Genomic DNA, 18,479 nt, shown 5'->3' with positions numbered 1-18,479 from the left:
GAGAGTTTAGGCCAATGAGCTGCGATAAAGTATCCAGCTCATCGATTAGAGTAGTCGACGATCACGGTCGGTTGGGGGCGCTTTAGTTTTGCGGCTTTTCCTTAGGGTGGCAAGTCCATCTCTGTGGCAATGAACGGTGGGATTCAAGGTTTCGAGCTGATTGAGTGGCTGTTTCACCTCTTGGTGGCGGGGCGCTAAAACGCCGCTGCATTTCCACTGCATGCGCAAAACAGTCGCCGCATAAGCGAAAAACGTAAGTGCCCCTTCTACCAGCAATTTTCTAGTAGAAGGGGTCTTCATATGCTCCTCCAACTGGGCTCGAACCAGTGACCCTTCGATTAACAGTCGAATGCTCTGCCAACTGAGCTATGGAGGAATATGTGTATGCTGCTGGGCAAATCGCTTTGCTCTGTGCAACGAGAATTAACTATATAGTGCTTGTGAGTTTGGAGGCAAATCGCCTGCTTAGAGGTGTTCTTTCTTCTCAATCTTTATGGGCTTGGGTGGCCAGGCGTGGGGTGCGTGGTTGCACTCTTCGTAGAGGGGGAAATGAACCTAATGTCGGCAAAGGGGCGATCGAATGCCTAATATAAGGGAGACAAGTAATTAACCCAGAAAGGTTCTAAATGGCAACCGCAGAAAAATCGGCCACCAAGTTTAACTCGGTATGTGTTGTTGGTCTGGGGTATATCGGGCTTCCTACCGCCGCTTTCATCGCGTCAAAGGGCGTCAAGGTAACCGGTGTTGATGTCAATCCGGAGTTCGTAGATTCGATTAATAGGGGAGAAGTTCCCTTCTTTGAGCCTGGTTTTGAGGATTTGTTAAAGCGTGTCGTAGATGAGGGGTTCTTGAAGGCGCAGGCAGAGCAGATTCAGGCTGACGCGTACATTGTTTGTGTGCCGACGCCATTCCGTGACAACTATAAGGTTGATACCAAATACATCAACGCAGCTGCAGAAGCTATGGCACCCCACCTACGGCCAGGTGCACTCGTGGTCCTTGAGTCGACCTCCCCTCCTGGCACCACTGAGGCAATGGCGAAGCACATTATTGAGCTTAGGCCTGACCTTTCTTTGGATGAAGATTCCGAGAATGCCATCTTTGTTGCACACTGTCCTGAGCGAGTTTTGCCTGGACAAATTATGGAGGAGATGGAAAACAACGATCGAGTTATTGGTGGTTTAACTCCTAAAGGCACTCAGATGGCATGTGACCTTTATAGGACGTTTTGCACTGCTGAGCTGCTGCAGACCAATGCAACTACTGCAGAGATGGCAAAGCTGACGGAAAACTCTTTCCGCGATGTCAACATTGCCTTTGCCAACGAGCTCTCACTGATCAGTGACCGTCTAGGTATCGACGTCTGGGAGCTAATTGATCTTGCCAACCATCATCCGCGTGTCAACATCCTTCAGCCTGGCCCAGGAGTCGGAGGACACTGTATTGCAGTGGATCCTTGGTTTATCGTTTCTTCGGTACCTGAAGAAGCACGGATCATCAAAATGGCGCGTGAAGTTAATGACGGAAAGCCTCAATGGGTAATTAAGAAGGTCAAGGAAGCCCTTGCCGATAAGCAAGATGCTGTCGTTGCTGCGTTGGGCATCGCCTTCAAGAACGATATCGATGATTTGCGCGAATCCCCGTCTTTGAATATCGTCAAGCAGCTTGGGCAGGAAAACCCCGAGTTGGATATTCGTGTGGTCGAACCAAATGTCTCAGAACTCCCTGAGTCGCTTTCGGCGATTTCCAATCTCAAGAAGCAAGATCTTCAAGGAGCTGTTGCAGACGCCGACATTGTCCTGTTGCTTGTTAATCACAAGGAATTTATCGAGATGGATCCAGCCATTATCGAGGGAAAGACTGTGATAGATACCAAGGGAATCTGGAAATAGGCGCACACACCCGTTTCTTGTGGCATCTTTCAGCTAATTGGGATAGGGCTGGCTAGACGTATTATTGTCGTTCTAGAGTCTTGACCAATTCGTTGTTGATGGAGATTTTGATGAATGTCCAGCTGACTCGTGTAGAAGATGGATGAAAAGCTTGCAAATCCTCGTTATTTCCCAATACTGGTACCCAGAAAATGGTGTGCCTCAACGTCGATGGGGATGGCTGGCGGAAATCCTGAAAGAGCAGGGGCATTCGGTGACTGTTGTCGCGCCGCCTGCGCACTATGACCGAAGGATGTCGTTCCCCCGATGGGTAAAAGCTCGTGGGTTTTTCCCTCGAAAAGAATCTGAGACCGGCCCATCGGGTGAGCGTATCGTGCGTAGTGGTTTCTTTCCTGGGGGTACATCACTAACGGTACGTGCATTTAATCAAGCTGCCGTGGCTTTGGGATCATTACAGGTTCTCCTTGCCGCTGGAGGCTCGTTAAAAGGGTACAGGCCGGATTTAATCTTCGGGACTGTTCCTGCTTTGCCGACGTCGGCAGTGACTTGGTTAGCTAGCAAGAGATTTCAGGCTCCCTACGTTATCGATCTGCGTGATGCTTGGCCTGATTTGCTAGAAGAGTCTGATAGCTGGAACGAAGGAACAGGGAAAAAGTCGTTCAGGCAGAGAGTGCTGTCCGTTGGGTTTTTTCAAATCGTTTCGTGGTTAACGCAGCGAGTTCTATACCGGAGTATGCGAGAAGCAGACGCCATCATTTCGACCTCAAGCGAGCTTGCTAAGGACCTAAGGCAGCGAGCGGTGCTTATGCGTAACGGGACCACGCCTCCGGTTTTTACGGTTCGAAACGTTTTTCCCGCAGCTACAAAGCTCAAATCAAACAGCAATCTGGATACGTCCGGCACATTGAGAGTGTTATACGCTGGGACAATAGGCCGAGCGCAAGATCTTCAGAATGCAGTTGATGCCCTTAAACTCTGTATCCAGCAAGGTGTGGATGTGCGGTTGAGATTTGTTGGAAGTGGAGCGGCAAAGCCCGAACTGCAACGAATCTCCAAAGACTTAGGAAGCGCAGTGAGCTTTGAACCTAGGCACCCTGCAGACAGCCTTGAAGAGTATTATCAGTGGGCTGATACCGCGCTTGTTCACCTTGCGGATTGGGAACCCCTTAAGCGGACGGTCCCATCCAAGGTATATGAATTAATGGAAGCTGGGATTCACATCTCGGCTGTGGTCCAAGGAGAAGCAGCCTCCATTATTACGGAGTTGAATGCAGGTACGGTGGTGAGGCCGAATGATCCGAAGGCATTGGCAGATCTTTGGACACAACTAGTGTGGAACCCTAAGGGCTTGGAGGTCTCTGACAGTGGAGCAAGTTGGGTAAAAAAGCAACGTAGTCACGAAACCCCTCGCACGCTCAGTAAGATTATTTCTACTGTGGCAAGGCGAAGTGAATGAATATGCGTAAACAGTTAATACACTATACTCGCACTTCGCGGCTTTTGTGTTCGGCAATGTTTAAGATGGCCTCAGACGACCCAGCACTCTTTCTCGAGAAGGTCTTTCAACGCCTTAAGCTATCGCCTCTCCGTGCAGGTCTCAAGTATGTTCCGTCTATCCCGCAGCGGAAGACTGCCGTCCAAAGAATGTTCGACGAAGGCGAGTTGAGTGCGCTTCAGGAGATCCTCGCATCAGGAACGCAATCGACCAGCTATAAAGAGCTAAGCAGTGCGGACAAACATAGAGTAGCCAGAGCGAGCGAACGCCTACAACTGCTAGAGAAGGAGGTTACTGGAGTCAATACCTCTTCAGAGATCCGAACTCTGCAGAAAAGCGGTGCCCCCTGCGTACTGTTCTATCTAACGAATAGTTTGCCGCACACCATGTCTGGATACACCTACAGATCTCACAACACCCTGCTTGCGTTGAAACAATCAGGAATTCGTGTTGCAGCTATGACCCGTTTGGCCTATCCGTTGGTCGTCGGCAAATGGCCCAAAAAGGATTGCGAAGTTGTGCAAGGAATTCCTTATTTCCGGAGCCTTCCTCGAAGCTACCCAGGTTCACTAATTGAGCGACTTGAAGTTGAAATTGAGCTATTAGTTGAGCAGGCGAGAGAATTTGGTGCGGACATTCTTCACACCACAACTGATTACAACAATGCATTAGTAGTGGCGGAAGCTGCTAGACAGCTAGGCATACCGTGGGTATACGAAGCTCGAGGAGAGCTTGAGAGCACTTGGCTGTCAAAACAGCCGGCTGAGCGACAAGAGGCCCTAGTAAAGTCTGATTTTTATCAACTTGCTCGCGGTCAAGAAACAGCATGCATGAAGGCCGCCAACGCGGTAGTGGCCTTGAGCGAGGTATCTAAGCTACAGCTCCTTGACCGAGGAGTTCTTGAGAAGCGAATTACCGTGGTGCCGAACGCTGTGCATGAGGAAACCGTTGGTTTAGAGTTTGACCAGTCGTCGTTGCGAAGGGAACTGGGGCTGGAAGACGGTGTAACAGTTGGTACCGTAACTTCGGTCGTCGGGTATGAAGGTCTCGATGTTCTTTTGCGAGCGGCAGCTTCGATTCCGCATGTCCGAGTACTTATTGTGGGTGAGGGTAGTGCCCGCATCGAGTTAGAGATTCTGGCGAAGGAACTACGCATGTCTGACAGAGTTTTGTTCGTTGGCCGGCAGCCCAACGAATCAATTTGGAAATGGTATGCCGTTCTTGATGCTTTCGTAGTCCCACGCAGAAATACGCCTGTATGCCGAAACGTAACTCCAATTAAAGCGTTGCAGGCACAAGCTCTTGGGGTCCCGGTGATCGCAAGTGATTTGCCCGCTTTGCGGGAAATAACGGGAGAACACGCACAGTATTTTCAACCCGAGAATCCAGAAGAATTGGCAGACTGTTTAAGCAAGCTTGGTGGATACGACGCGGAAAAAATTGAGGCGGGCAAGGAGTGGGCAAAAAAGCATACTTGGAAATATAACGCGCGTAGGTACTCAAAGATATATCGCGAATTAAACACGTTTTAGGGTGTTTAGTTTTAGATCGGTCGACTGAGCTAAAGATGTAAAAGCTGGTCGGAAACCCAGTGATAAAAATCGGGGACATAATGATAAGGAGCGACACCCCATTGATGTTTAGAATCCGCAATGCAGAGCTCGGCAGGTGCTTCAAGGACCTGTAGTCCCGATTCTTCCAGGAGGGTAAAGTAGGGCTCGTATAACTCGTTCCACTCCACCGAAGACGTTCCTCCGTAATCGGGAACTGGTTCCCCTTGGTCAGTAAACTCCGCAAAGTTGGACTTTATGATGACTGTTCTAGGGCCGCCTATTACTTCTAAGACGGGATCGATGGAGTCACGAAATAGCTCTAGGTGAGTTTCTTCTCCAAGCGAGTGCTTTCTGACGGATCCGACTAGCTTGCGCCACCCGGAATGACGGAGCTCGGACAAATCCGTGACAAACCCCCCATCCTCTAACTCGAGAACGCCGCCACGTTCGTCGATGAGATCAACGAGATAAATTTGATCATTCAGTGATGCCAGCTGCGGAAGTACACGCGAAGTAATGTCGTGCTCTAGCATTCGCTGCTGGAAAGGGCTTGTGAGCTGGGATCTTTGGGAAGGTAGCTGTGAAGGTGAAGAAGCCGCTGAAATAAACGATGAGCGGGCGAAGTAAGCCCGCATCCGCAGATCTTTATTGGGAAAGTTAAAGATATCTCGGGAAACGCAGCTGCCGTAGATCGTAACCTCTCGCATCTGAGCGATTATACATGTGCAGGCGTGTGGAAGAAGTTGAAGTTAGGCTTGGTGCTGCAATGTCAGTAGAATAATAATTCTGGCGGCACATCAAACGGATAAATTGGGACCGACATTAAACATAACTAGAGGGAGCATTGATGTTTCGACGATCTGGAAAACATGCTCTTAGCAACCCCCAAACGGACGAAGTTGACAACGTGCCGAGCAAGCAAGGTCAGCATGATGAAGTAAAAACTGTCTTCGTTGACCGCTCGGCGCTGGAGGTCCTAAACGGGCGACAAGGCCTCGGTGACTATGTTAAAGGCTTATGGAAAACGCGACACTTCCTTACGGCCCAAGCCCGAACGAGTGCATTCACAGGCGGGCAGGGGACGTTTTTGGGGAAGATGTGGCTGGTACTGGACCCTATATTTCAGGTTGCCATTTACGCTTTGGTATTCGGGCTAATACTCAATACCCACCGCGGTATCGACAACTTCCTTGGTTTTTTGACATTGGGTGTCGTGTTTTTTCGGTTCCTCACCGCAGGCTTGACCAACGGTTCGGGCCTAATTCAGAGGAATCGAAACATTATTAGCTCTTTTGATTTCCCTCGCGCTGCTATTCCTCTCGGAACAGGATTACGCTCACTTTATTCGAATTCGATCCCGGCTGTCGTTGCGGTGGTCTTAGCGATAGTTTTTCAGAAGGCGGAAGGCATAACTTGGGCAGTCCTAGGTGTCATTCCACTGTATTTTCTCATCCATATTTGGGCCACGGGAGCCACTTTTGTGACCTCGAGAATTACTGCATTCGTGCCTGACGCCAAGAACTTGATACGCGTCGGTGTTCAAGGCCTTTTCTTTTTGTCTGGTTTATTTTATTCGATAGAACGCTTTGAGGGACATTTAGCCCTATCAACCATAATGAAGATAAATCCGCTTTATCAATTCCTCAATGCCGTACGCACGTGCGTCCTCGATGGACTATTTCCACCGATAGGGCAGTGGGCCTACCTAGTCGGTTGGAGTGTTGGGCTATTCATTTGTGGGTTTATCTATTTCTGGAGGGCAGATGGTGCGTACGCACGAGTTAAATAGGCCCTCGGTGGTCGTGCGAAATGTTTCGAAGGACTACCGCGTAGGTGCTGACGGCAGCGAGTTCGTGTTGCCGTGGAGTAAACGTGGAAGCTTGGTCCATGCCGTCAAACCTCTTTCCTTTGTAGCGAGAGAGGGGGAAGCGATCGGTATTCTGGGCCAGAATGGATCGGGAAAGTCCACGCTCTTGTCAATGATTGCTGGAAATGAGATCCCAACGAATGGAGATATTTATGTTTCAGCAAAGCCATCTCTTCTGAGCGTATCCGCAGCGTTGCAGGATCATCTTTCTGGGGCCGAGAATGTGAAACTCGGGTTGCTAGCCAAAGGGCTCGCACCTGACGAAGCTCAGGATATGGTTGCACCCATTTCTGAGTGGACCGCCCTAGGGGATGCGATCAATAGGCCGCTGAAAACCTATTCGTCGGGTATGGCAGCCCGACTAAAATTTGCAATTTCAACTGCAATTCGCCCTGAAATTCTGCTTGTTGATGAAGCCTTGGCTACTGGAGATGCGACTTTTAACGCAAGGGCGCAGCGACGGATGGACGAATTCTTGGAAGGATCAAGTACGGTGTTCATCGTCTCGCATTCTTCAGCGACAATAAAGAAGCACTGTTCTCGGGCACTGTGGATGCACGAAGGGGAACTTATTACCGATGTCCCAGCGCGTTCAGCCGTCAAGTGGTATGACAAGTGGTCTCAAGCTAAAGCAAACGGAGACCTCGATTATGCAGACGACATTTTGGACATGCTTCGGAGATTTCACCATCCCACCGAAGTAGTGTTCGATGATGAAGTCGACGAACTATGGACTCGCGAGGGACTCGAACGTCAGCATTGAGTTAGAATCTTTCGGCACCGAGTTGCTCCAGTTCGGCATCGACATTGTTACTGCAGATGGCGAGAATGAAGTCCCGAATCAGAGGCTTAGGTGCGGGGGCGTGCCCTTCGCCCCAGTGATTTTCGTAAGCCCACAGATCGGGTTCTGAACCCTGTTGTTCCCTGAATGGGCGAAAATGTTCATTGACATGGTGAGTATCGGATTGTTCTTGAAGGAAAACCACGCGATTTGTAGCGGGGGTTGTCTCGTAGAGCTGCAATACTGAAACAGTTGTGGAGGAGTTGTTAGAGGTAGGTAAGCGTTTATCCCAAGCAATTTGGGCATAGAAATCTACGAAGCGCTTGTAGTATCGTCGAATCTCCGTCTGAGCGTTCCATACGATTGCCGTAGAGCCTGGAATCATTCTCGACAAGACCAAGCTGGCAAACCCTCCAGCTGAACCGCCTACAAGAATCACCTGCTGCGAGCTGTTCTGAGCAGCGACATGATTGATAAGGGCCACTAAATCTTTTTGTAGATTCCTGAAATGAATCGACCCCGTGTGCCATCCAATGGTCAGCTCACTGTCTAAAGCTAGCGAGGGATCGCTGATAGACATGAAAGCGACGTCTAAGCCAGAAGTCAATCCACTCCCAGGGAGGTAAGGGAGTGTTACTTCGGCTGCCTTTCTCCCATGGAAAACTATGACAAGCGGTTTTCCATGATTCGGCCGGTAGAAGTAGTTTAACTCAGCGGGACCGTACCTGAAATTGTTTCTTCCGGGGGTTGCCTCAGGAAGCTGAGTCGCGTCAAACTCGGTAAGGCTTGTCGAAGACTCCTGAGAATCTAGATAATCACGGATCTGGGCTAAGTGATTTACGATTCTTAGAGAACTCGGGATGTTTGAAGCCAGTACATAGTCCAATAGACGAATATCGGATGTGTTTGGTCCGGAGGACTCGTTAGTACGTGCTTGGTGCCTAAGGGACTCAAAGTATTCATCGAGATCGGTGTCCCAAATCCACGAGGAAGCAGTAAGGGCTGTTTTAAGTCTTTCAAGCACATTGGTGTGTACTTTCTCGACGTTTGTGGCCCACTGTTCGAGTGTTAGCGTCTTGATAAAGCTGACATTGTCGATACGGCCGCGACCAGGGAGTTCTTTGCGCTCGCCGCTTGCCTTCCTGCGCTGCACAAATCCGAAGATTTTGTGAGGGTCTTCCGGAAGGCCAGTCAGGTTTCCTATTGGAAACTTTGATTTGAGGTCGAGACGGCGGTTGGCGAGCATTTTTCCATCGCCGGACTTAAGGATCAGAGCATAAGTATCCTCTGAGTCAGCATCGTTTTCCTGTATAGAGACTACGAGGTGATTGGGGGAATTCTCCTGTGTCCCTTTAACAGGCGGGATGCTTAAAGGTTTAATGCCAGCATCGCTTGCGTAGTTCGGCTGCGAGTAGGCGAGCTCGATCTTTTCTACCAGACCTTCGATTGAATCAAAATGGATGGATTCATATTTGTGCAGGTAGTAGTTCGTTTTATCGTGGAGCGAAAGGTTGTGGCCCCACCGGCAATAAACATAGCCGGGGGCCCCGCCTTCGACGACCTTCAACGTGGCGCCTGCCTTAGCTAAGCGTGTTCGGTTCTTCTCGTCGAATACTTCTGGAATGCTCCAAGGACTGAGCTTTCTGAGGGCCTGAAAAACACCTCCGTCACCTACATAGAACTTGTTACCATGCATGTGGTGAGAAAACTGGACTACGTCCGCTGTCTTCTTTCCTGCGTAAGCGACAACTTCGTTTCTGAGCCCAACTCCGACAACTTTACCGGGTTCGTAGGCTAGGTCCGCAGCCTCGATGAGCTGATAGAACTGCCAAGACAATAAATAGTCATCGTCATCGATTGACGCTCTAATGAACCGATCGTAGTTAGCGAGTGAAATGTTCTTCAAGGCTTTTTCGAACAGTGTGTCGCGGCGTGGCGCGACCTTGTTTGGGTTCTTCCAGAGATCCGGATGTGAATCGCTGGTGTATCCGTAGCCTTCCTTCGGGTGTGTGTATTCGACATGCACGAATCGTTGAGCTTGCTCCTCAGGAAGCTTGGCGAGCGTTTCAAGGAAGAGTTTTCTATCTTCTACTTTGTCTTCAGACAGGTAGACAATGATCTTGATATTAGAGCCAGTAGGAAGGTTGAAGCTTGCCATTCGCTTTAGATTGGCAAGCCACACGTCTCGAAACCTCTTCAATACTTCAGGGTTCTGCTCGTAGTCGCAGAACATTACTTCGTAGAGAATCAGGTAGCGTTCTTTAAAGCCATCCGAGGTAGCGGTCATTGGGCTGAGTATACCTAAGGAAAAAGAGCCTCGTGACGAATATGTAGTGGTTTAGCGAGGGGCATCATTGTAGCGGGGACGATTGTAAATCACCACGGCTGAGTGAATCTTTCTCGAGTGATACTGTGATCGACAGGATTGGTAGTGAATTGCTACGCCGTCTTAGGGTTAGCTTCCTTTTTGACTGTCGTAGTGCTGAAAGGGAGTATATGTACCCAGACGAGTTTAGGTCTTCCAAGAAACTGCATTCTCTGCGAGTAGCTCGCCAGCTGGCAGAACCGAGCAAGGAATTTGCGGAGTTGGAAGCCATGACGCCGGAGCAACGCTATGAGTTTTTGCGTAGCTCGTCCGCGGAGAAACTCGACTTAGACCGCCGTATTAAAGCAGCAATGAGTGACCTTAAGCGGCTAAAGGCAGAGAATTCAAAGCTTAAGAGTGAAAAGAAGCTCGCAGAAGACCGCCTGGCAAAGCTGCGCCAATCGAAGTCGATGCGCCTCGGTCGCGCATTGTCGAGCCCGGTGAGGGTGTCCCGGCGAATAGCTAATAATCCAAAGGCAGAATCTATTCGCACAGCGCGACAGTTCAATAAGCAGTGGGGGAAGCTCAAGAGTTCTCTGCGTAGTAGTGTCGTATCGCAGACAAATTGGGCTGAGTCCAAGTTGCGGATGACTTCAGGGCGAAGCCGAGTAAGTACCGGCATAGCGCGAGACTCTCTCCGCTTCGGCAGAGAAATGACACCTCGGGAAGTATTCGAAAAGAACGCAACTCCGGATAACTTTGAAAAACTTCTCAACTTCACGTGGTTTGTCGAGGGCCGCATTGTGGAGTCAGCAACCCTAGTTCGTGAGAATTCTTGCTTAGTTGAAGAGCTGAGTGACCGAGGTAACCAACTGGCTCAGCGAATTCTGGGCTTTGAAAGATTGGACCTAGACTCGCTGCTGCCTGTACGCAGTCAGGATCCCGCTTATGTTGCTGAGCATAGGCGGGTAATGTACTGCGTTCATCAAACCCCCCTTTTTAATTCCAATGGCTATTCAACTCGCACACGAGGTGTGGCCAAGGGATTGCAACTCAACGATAAAGACGTGGTTGTTGTTGGGCGCTCTGGGTATCCCTGGGACTCTAAGGCTGATGTTGCTAAGCCGTCGGTTCGCCGCCATTCGAAGAAGCTCGACGGGGTTGATTATGTGCACCTTCCTGGTGGGAATCTAAACCGAGATCCCCTGGACCGATACTTCATGGAAGCAGCCGATGCATTTGTACGTGAAGCATGCATGCAGCGGCCTGCACTGATTCAATCGGCGTCGAATTTTAGAACTGCGATACCGGCTTTGATAGCAGCGCGAAGGGTCGGTGTTCCTTTCGTCTACGAGGTGAGAGGGCTTTGGGAGTTTACGGAGGCTTCAGCTAAGCCTGGGTTTGAAAGCTCTGAGCGTTTTGAAGCCATGCGCAAAGCGGAAACGTTCGTTGCTAGTGAGGCAGATGCGGTTCTCGCGATCACACGCCAGGTCAAAGATGAGCTTGTTAGTCGTGGCGTGGATGAAAGCAAAATCATTCTTGCGCCTAATGCCGTCGATCCCGACATTTTCTTACCGCTTCCTCAGGACAAAAAGTTTGCCGGGCAACACCGAATTTCGACTGAAGTCCCAGTCATCGGTTTTGCGGGGAGCATGGTTGCGTATGAAGGGCTTGACCTACTACTCGATGCCTCGGCATCACTTCATTCTCGCGGGGTTGAGCACCAAATAGTTTTTGCGGGATCTGGTGCGGCGGAACAGGGATTGAAGCAGCAAACTAAGGAACTCGGAATTGACGACAAAGTGAGGTTCCTTGGCCGGTTGCCTCAAGATCAAATGCCGCGCTTACAGTCGACGTTCGACATCGTTTGCTGCCCCCGCCGATCAACTATTGTTACCGATCTCGTTAGCCCATTGAAGCCCCTTGAGTCTTTCTCCACTCAGAAGGCAACAGTTCTTTCCGATGTTGCGCCGAATAGGGATTTAGCAGGCAAAAATTCAGAAAGAGCTTTGCTTTTTAAGGCTGATGATTCTGCGGAGCTCGAGCATGCATTGAAGCGTGTTATTGAAGACTCTGAGCTTCGCGCAAACTTGGGGCGCAGTGCGCGACTGTGGTCAGTCACCGAGAGGACGTGGAAGACCGTTGGCTCTGCAATGACCCGCGCGCATACCTTGGCAACGGAGCAGTATTCGAAGCGAGTTGTCGGTACACGGCAACTCGGTGAGCTTCGAGTAGGCGTTATTGGTGATGAATTCACTAGGACGACATTGGCAGGGTCTTTCACTACGGAGTTGATAAGCCGCCAAAACTGGAGAGAGCAACTCGAAACACTAAGTCTCGATCTGATCATTATCGAGTCCGCATGGGAAGGAAATGGCGGTGAGTGGGCGAGAGGCATTGGCCACTACTCAGATAAGGAAAGCGCTGATCTTCGCGGTCTGTTGAAGTCCGCTCGAGCAAAAGGAATCCCAACGCTTTTCTGGAATAAGGAAGATCCCGTCCACTTCGCCCGCTTCGCGCCGAATGCTGCATTGTGTGATCACGTATTCACTACGGACGCCAATATGATTCCCAAATACCATTCGGTTAAAGATCAACGAAATATCACGAGTTCCTCACTGCCGTTTTATGCGCAGCCAAAAATTCATAATCCATTGCCTAAAGGTCGGGAATTCTCATCATCAATTGCCTATGCCGGTAGTTACTATGGGGAGCGGTACGCTCAACGTTCCAAGAGCCTCGATTTGCTACTATCCGCGGCGAGCGACTATCCGTTGGCCATCTACGATCGTCAGGCCAACAATCCGGACTCTCCGTACACGTTCCCTGAAAAGTACCGTTCTTCCGTGCAGGGAGCGTTACCGTACGACGAGGTTATTAAGTCCTACCAATCGCACCTGGCGCATCTGAATGTGAATTCGGTTCTGGACTCACCGACTATGTTCTCACGGCGAGTCGTTGAGATTCCTGCTTGTGGTGGAATCGTCCTCAGCGCATTCAGCCGCGGGATCACGGAAACATTGGGCTCGAATATTGCCAACTCCAACCGTCGAGAAGACTATGAGGCGTGGCTGCACGCCTGGTCGACGAGTCCGACTGAGCGGTTATCCGAGATCTGGCGGCAAATGCGAACCATATACAGAGCGCACACTACCGAAACTGCGCTGGCAATCATGATGCGTACCGCTGGTATCGCTGTTGCTGGCTTACAGCCGGCACGCTATATTGCCGTAGTCCCGCGGGCGACTCCCGACTCGCTAGCTCGTGTCCTAGAACAGTCGGTTCCTCCGGTCGCGGTGGTACTAGAGGATTCTGAGGATCCTTCTGAAGATACGCGCGCGTATTCGGATTCTGTAGAGGTGCCAATCTATCCCACACTTGCCGACGCCCCAGTAGAAGCGGACTACCAAATCTTCTTCGAAGGACAAGTTCACCGAACCTTTGCTGAGGACGTTTTACTGCCCCTGCGGTTTACAGAAACCGATGCTGTATTTGTTCGCTATGATTCGGAGTTTTCGGGCGGGAATTCCATCGCTGAGTACTTGGGCAATCGGTCCTTGGGCGGTTTTTCTCGCGCGCTGGTGAGGACAAAGCCCGTTGGCGGAGGTGAGGTAGTGCTTACTCTGCCAGCAGATGAAAGCGACGAACCGGCACCAGCTCACACCACCGCACAGGTTTCTTTCCCAGTAGTACACAAACTAGACCTGCTTGAAGGTAAGAAGGTCTTGGTCGCCGGTCACGACCTGAAGTTTGCACAAGGACTTCTAGCTGCGCTCCGTACAGCCGGAGCAGAAGTGCTACTCGACGAATGGGAGAGTCATACCAAACATGACGAGCAACGTTCTGTGGAACAGCTCGAAAAAGCTGACATTGTGTTCTGCGAGTGGGGCTTAGGAAATGCAGTATGGTATTCCCACAAGATTCGTAGCGACCAGCGACTTGTAGTTCGGGTTCACTCCCAAGAACTTTTCCGGCCATACCTAGCGCAAATTGCCCACGAATGCGTGGACAGTTTTATTTTCGTAAGCGAGCTCATTCGCTCTGCAGCCGTCGTTTCACACGGTGTCCCGTGCGAGCGGACTACGGTCATTCCTAACCCCGTTGATATTGCAGCGTTGGACCTTCCTAAGCCGCCAGCGGCTGAAAAAACGATTGGATTTGTTGGGATTGTCCCACGTTCTAAGCGTCTAGATTTGGCATTAGACGTTTTGGAAGGTGTCCTCAGGGAGGACCCAGAATATGTCCTGCGCATCAAAGGCAAGACTCCCGAAGACTATCCTTGGATGGAAAACCGTCCTCAGGAAATGGACTACTACAATAATCAGTACGCTCGCATTGAGCAGCTAAATCGACAGTACCCAGGCTGCGTGGTCTTTGATGGTTTCGGTTCCGACATGGCGGAATGGTATGCCAAGGTGGGGGTCGTTCTTTCAACGAGTGACTTTGAGTCATTCCATCTGACGATTGCAGATGGTGCTGCCTCAGGCGCGCTGCCGGTCTGTTTCAACTGGCCAGGAGCGGATCGTATCTATCCAGCTGAGTGGTTGGTTCCAAACATTGAGTGTGCCGTGGACCGCGTGCTTTCACAGAAGCGTGATCCGCGCAAATACAAGCCGGTAGCGGAGGATTTCGAAAGCCGAGAAGTGTACACACAGCTACTTGCAGAAATAAGAGCCGAAGAAGAAGTCTGATTGCTGTCAATTGAATTCACGGCTGAAGCAACTCTCTGCTCGGCAGTGTGGACAGTTTTCCCAGCACTTTGCCAGCTCGATTGCAGTGTTTCCGGTAAGCTATCATCGATTCACACGACTCATTCGTATAAACGTGTCGGATCGCCACAATACCGGAAGCACGGAGAAGATAAGTGACAGTTCGAGAGTTAGATGTTTTGAAGCGTCCACTGGCTGGCGTGAGTATTCGTGAGAGTGTTTCTCCAGGGCAGAAGGTATCACTGTTTGTTGAGACTGTTTCCGATGATGATCGTCCAAATATTGCGCTCATCGCGTTCAAATTCTTGGATAGCGACGGAGGCGCCGTAGAGCTGCCTGATTGGTCTCACTATTCGGAAGCAGTCGGGCACTATGCCTATCTCTCGCCGTCTGTTGGTGGCGAGCCGGTTCAGGACCACTGGAACTTTGTAGTGCCTCCTAATGCGGTTACTTTTGAGGCCGAAGGTCGCCAGTGGAAGAAGGGTACTAACACTGCTCTTTTAGGTGAGTTCATTTTTCAAGATGTATCAACTGGTGTGAGTGCATTTCGATTTCCGTCCGGTGCACCGGCAAGCATTTCATCTCGGGAGTTCATACAGAATATTGCGCTCGAACCCTCTGAGCGCGCTTTGACTTTATCGGCAACCTATGTACCCAGTGTAGATCTAAAAACCGTTGCTCCACTGAGTATTCGGTTTATGGATCGTCATGGTCACGAGCTTTTGGGAGCATCGGATCTACCTCAAAATCCAAAATTTGGTTCTTTTATAGGCCTTCCAGCAGGTCCAAACGAAGAAACAGAGTTTAACTGCACGATTGAGGTTCCTGAAGAGGCGGTTTCCCTCGAGATAAAAGGGATGGACTGGGGGAAGTCTCAAGCGGATATTTTAGGCCCGTTCAAGCGCGGCGATGCATCGGAAGAGTCCTTTAGTATTGAATCTTTTATTCAGCAGCTCGGCGTTGAAACTCCGTTATTAATCATTGATACGACGGCTCCGCCATTGGGGCATGAAACCTTGGCCTTGCGTCCGAATAACCTGGCCGCGGCCTATAGCCGTGCGGGGATTGGAGTAGTTTTTATCCCATTTGGCTCTTTGAAAGGGTTCCCTGCAGAAGTCAGCGATCGGCTGGCACAGGTGCCAAGATTTGACTTCGACCGCTTGATCGAGGTTGTGGTCGAAGAGCGTGAACCCAAAAACAGCACTTTTATCTGTTCGTCGTTCCCTAGTATTCAGAGCGTTACAGCAGTTCAGCGTTTGAAATCAGCTGGCTGGAACACGGTTTATGAGTGCCGTGATGATATGGAGGAATTCAATCGAGTTGGCTATTCGAAATGGTATGACCCGCAGCTCGAACGTCAAATGCTCCGGATGGTAGACACTGTTGTCAGCGTTAGTACTGCTCTTGATGCCAAGTTAGTCTCGCTCTATCCCCCCTTGAAGCGTCACTTTGTCATACCGAATGCTGTCAATAAGCACGTAATCGAGACGACAAAGGGATTGCGAACACCGCAAGTAACAGCCCAGCGGAACTCTTCCAATAAGGTCGGCTACGTCGGGCACTTGACCGAGAGTTGGTTCGACTGGCCATTGGTAATTGAGGCGGCGAAACGCCTACCCGACGTGATATTTGAGATCGTCGGTCATGGAATGCCGAAGAATATTAAGCTGCCGGGGAACGTGGAGTACTTAGGGCCGAAGAGTCACGACGAACTCCGACCGCTGGTTCAGACATGGAAGGTCGGGCTCATTCCGTTTGCGGACATACCTCTTACGAGATCGGTGGATCCTAATAAGATTTACGAGTACTTCGCATGGGGACTGCGTTGCGTTAGCGCCCCGATGGGAATGGTTCAAGAGTACCCTTCAACGTGGGTTTACCGTGGCGTCGATGAGTTCGTTGAGTCTATCGAGAGCGCATTAGCCTCGGACCTTACCGACGCTGAAGTTGAGGAGTTAAATAGATTCCTTGACAGTGCGTCGTGGGACGACCGAGCCCGGGAGATGCTTGAGATTATGAACCCGCAAGCGACCAATCATTAGGAGAAACCAATGCGGAAGTTGATTATTTATCCTAACTGCTCCAAGGGTGGAGTTTCATCGGTCATTCGTGGAAGAGCAGCGGACGAGCCGAATACCCATTTCGACGTAGTTTTCTTCAACGATAGGGGCGGCCTGCGTACGTTCTCTGATATCGCGAACGTAAATGTTCGAATTATTCGTGAGGATCGAGCGATTGCTTATTTGACCTACATAGTCAGTCGCATGGAATACGACTCGGTTCATGTCTTGAGTACGCCTAAGATTGCTAACGCATTGGTTAAAGACTCTGACGTTGCCGTGGTTTATGAATTCCACTCGTCAAATATGACTGTTGTTGGGGAAGAGCTCAAGGAACTCGATGTTGATAAGATGAGCCAGATTGCTGTGCCTTCGGAGGTGATGAGATTAAAGATCGGCGAGCGCTTACCGCGTCGAATTCTTGCTCGGCTGATCGTGACGCCTAACTTGGTAGATCATCGAGTCTTTTCCTCGGAAGGGCCGTCTGATTTCTTTGATCGAGATCCAAAACTCGCCGATTCGACTCTGCGCCCGATCGTTTGGGTCGGCCGTTTCGACAAAGATAAAGGATACCAGTACGCTGTGCGAGCACTCGCACAGCTTCCTGAAAACTATTTTGGTATTTTCGTTGTCAGCTTGGAACACGACCCAATTCGTACTTCGAGATTTCTGTCAGAGTGCGACGCAATGGGGGTGCGAGACAGGATTCAGTTTTATATGAACTTGTCTCAGCCGGAGATATCCACCCTGTACCGCTCAGCGCGTGACCGCGGTGGAGTCTATGTATCCACTTCACTTATGGAGTCTTTTGGCTACGCAATCGCCGAGTCAATGGAGTGCGGATTGCCTTGTGTAGCCTTTCAGCTTCCGGTGCTTGATATGCACAATGATCGAGGCCAGCTTTATTCCGTTCCAGTAGGCGATATCCAGGCAATGAGCCAGCTGATTTCGACATTGTAGTGGAGTTAAGTTTGTTCATTGCGTGTGATTGGTTATTCTCCGTTTTGAGGTCACCAATGAAACGGCAGTAGCGAGATGGCGAAAACCGATCGTCGTTATCGGTGCTGGCGCATCCACCGCTTGATAACGCTGATCCCTCTTAGGGATTTGGTTTGATGGATAGGCATTTCGGTCGAATCTTGTGGCGGTATGGGAAAATCTCCATTGAGACCGGCTATGTAGGAAATACGTAACGGAATATTGGTCTGAAGCTGCGGATCTAGTGATCGAGCCGCATCGTCCGATTGCATTTGCATCTAGGGAAATCCGCGGTTCCGGCGGGGTGCAGCCGATGCATCAAAGTAGGGAATCAGGCCTCTACACACTCGATAAAGAAGTCGTAGCGTGACGTGAACAACGCATCTACAAACTGTTCGGAGCATCCCGATCGCTAAACCTTGATGCGCGCCTGTAAATCGGTTCGCATTCTTGACCATTGTCAATCGAAACCTAAATAAGTCAGCAGGCGCCTCTCAAGGACAATGGGGCCGTCCGGGCAATACACTGCCATCCTAAGTAAAACCGCGGTCGGCATAACCTGCCTCGCCTAAACGCTGATTACAGCAGCTTACCTACCGCAACGACTACTCCAAAGGCATCTACCACACCGACAGGCTTGCCGCCGAACTGGTATTGTTGCGGGCGTGCATTTAGTAACACCGTAGTGAATATCGAGTAACACTGCAGTTTTCGGGGGGAACTCTTTGGTGACCGCGTGACTTCAGGGCACGTGGCATTGCCAAAAGGGTCCGATTGCGACTGATTACAGGGCGGTGATGGACCTTGTGAAGCGTCCTGGGTTTAGTTCCGCTTCTTTT

Annotated in this window: 10 protein-coding genes and 1 tRNA gene; 8 read left to right on the top strand and 3 right to left on the bottom strand. The window is 50.4% G+C overall.

Annotated features, from left to right (window positions below; translation table 11 throughout):
• Positions 1 to 303: 303 nt before the first annotated feature.
• Positions 304 to 376: transfer RNA gene (locus tag HMPREF2996_RS00365), tRNA-Asn, on the bottom strand.
• Positions 377 to 626: 250 nt separating this feature from the next.
• Between HMPREF2996_RS00365 and wecC the strand changes: the two genes are divergently transcribed.
• The 3 genes from wecC (at position 627) to HMPREF2996_RS00350 (ending at position 4,919) form a co-directional block, all read left to right on the top strand.
• Complete coding sequence (gene wecC / locus HMPREF2996_RS00360; protein ID WP_070729575.1) at positions 627 to 1,892, top strand: UDP-N-acetyl-D-mannosamine dehydrogenase; 1,266 nt, start codon at positions 627 to 629, stop codon at positions 1,890 to 1,892.
• A 142-nt stretch (positions 1,893 to 2,034) separates the two neighbouring features.
• Positions 2,035 to 3,348: a glycosyltransferase family 4 protein gene (locus HMPREF2996_RS00355; protein WP_246822954.1), complete on the top strand. Its 1,314-nt coding sequence runs from the start codon at positions 2,035 to 2,037 to the stop codon at positions 3,346 to 3,348.
• Positions 3,349 to 3,536: 188 nt separating this feature from the next.
• The gene (locus HMPREF2996_RS00350; RefSeq protein WP_168166661.1) at positions 3,537 to 4,919 is read left to right on the top strand and encodes a glycosyltransferase family 4 protein; all 1,383 of its coding nucleotides are present in this window, start codon (positions 3,537 to 3,539) and stop codon (positions 4,917 to 4,919) included.
• A gap of 29 nt (positions 4,920 to 4,948) precedes the next feature.
• Here HMPREF2996_RS00350 and HMPREF2996_RS00345 read toward each other — a convergent pair whose 3' ends face one another.
• A complete protein-coding gene (locus tag HMPREF2996_RS00345; protein WP_141757462.1) occupies positions 4,949 to 5,647 on the bottom strand; it encodes a DUF6270 domain-containing protein in 699 nt (232 codons plus the stop codon).
• 200 nt (positions 5,648 to 5,847) lie between these two features.
• On the opposite strand from HMPREF2996_RS00345, the gene HMPREF2996_RS00340 reads away from it, so the two are divergent.
• Together HMPREF2996_RS00340 and HMPREF2996_RS00335 are read left to right on the top strand one after the other, a co-directional pair.
• Positions 5,848 to 6,729 (top strand): ABC transporter permease, encoded by an 882-nt coding sequence (locus tag HMPREF2996_RS00340; protein WP_168166660.1) that lies wholly within the window; start codon positions 5,848 to 5,850, stop codon positions 6,727 to 6,729.
• Positions 6,677 to 7,570: an ABC transporter ATP-binding protein gene (locus HMPREF2996_RS00335; protein WP_246822953.1), complete on the top strand. Its 894-nt coding sequence runs from the start codon at positions 6,677 to 6,679 to the stop codon at positions 7,568 to 7,570. Before HMPREF2996_RS00340 ends, HMPREF2996_RS00335 begins: the two co-directional genes overlap by 53 nt.
• Position 7,571: 1 nt before the next feature.
• Here HMPREF2996_RS00335 and HMPREF2996_RS00330 read toward each other — a convergent pair whose 3' ends face one another.
• Positions 7,572 to 9,875 carry a hypothetical protein gene (locus tag HMPREF2996_RS00330; protein ID WP_070729566.1) on the bottom strand — a complete coding sequence of 768 codons (2,304 nt, stop codon included), beginning with the start codon at positions 9,873 to 9,875 and terminating at the stop codon, positions 7,572 to 7,574.
• Positions 9,876 to 10,084: 209 nt separating this feature from the next.
• Here HMPREF2996_RS00330 and HMPREF2996_RS00325 point away from each other — a divergent pair, with 209 nt between their 5' ends.
• From HMPREF2996_RS00325 to HMPREF2996_RS00310, 3 genes are all read left to right on the top strand, one after another.
• Complete coding sequence (locus HMPREF2996_RS00325; RefSeq protein WP_070729564.1) at positions 10,085 to 14,584, top strand: glycosyltransferase; 4,500 nt, start codon at positions 10,085 to 10,087, stop codon at positions 14,582 to 14,584.
• A 218-nt stretch (positions 14,585 to 14,802) separates the two neighbouring features.
• Positions 14,803 to 16,644, top strand: a complete 1,842-nt coding sequence (locus HMPREF2996_RS12610; protein ID WP_141757461.1) for a glycosyltransferase — start codon at positions 14,803 to 14,805, stop codon at positions 16,642 to 16,644.
• A 9-nt stretch (positions 16,645 to 16,653) separates the two neighbouring features.
• Complete coding sequence (locus tag HMPREF2996_RS00310) at positions 16,654 to 17,622, top strand: glycosyltransferase family 4 protein (protein ID WP_070729559.1); 969 nt, start codon at positions 16,654 to 16,656, stop codon at positions 17,620 to 17,622.
• The last annotated feature ends 857 nt before the right edge of the window (positions 17,623 to 18,479 follow it).

Source organism: Corynebacterium sp. HMSC066C02, assembly GCF_001814945.1.
Lineage (GTDB): Bacteria > Actinomycetota > Actinomycetes > Mycobacteriales > Mycobacteriaceae > Corynebacterium > Corynebacterium aurimucosum.
The sequence above is the reverse complement of the archived record's forward strand: the minus strand, read 5'-3'. Positions and strand labels throughout refer to the sequence as shown.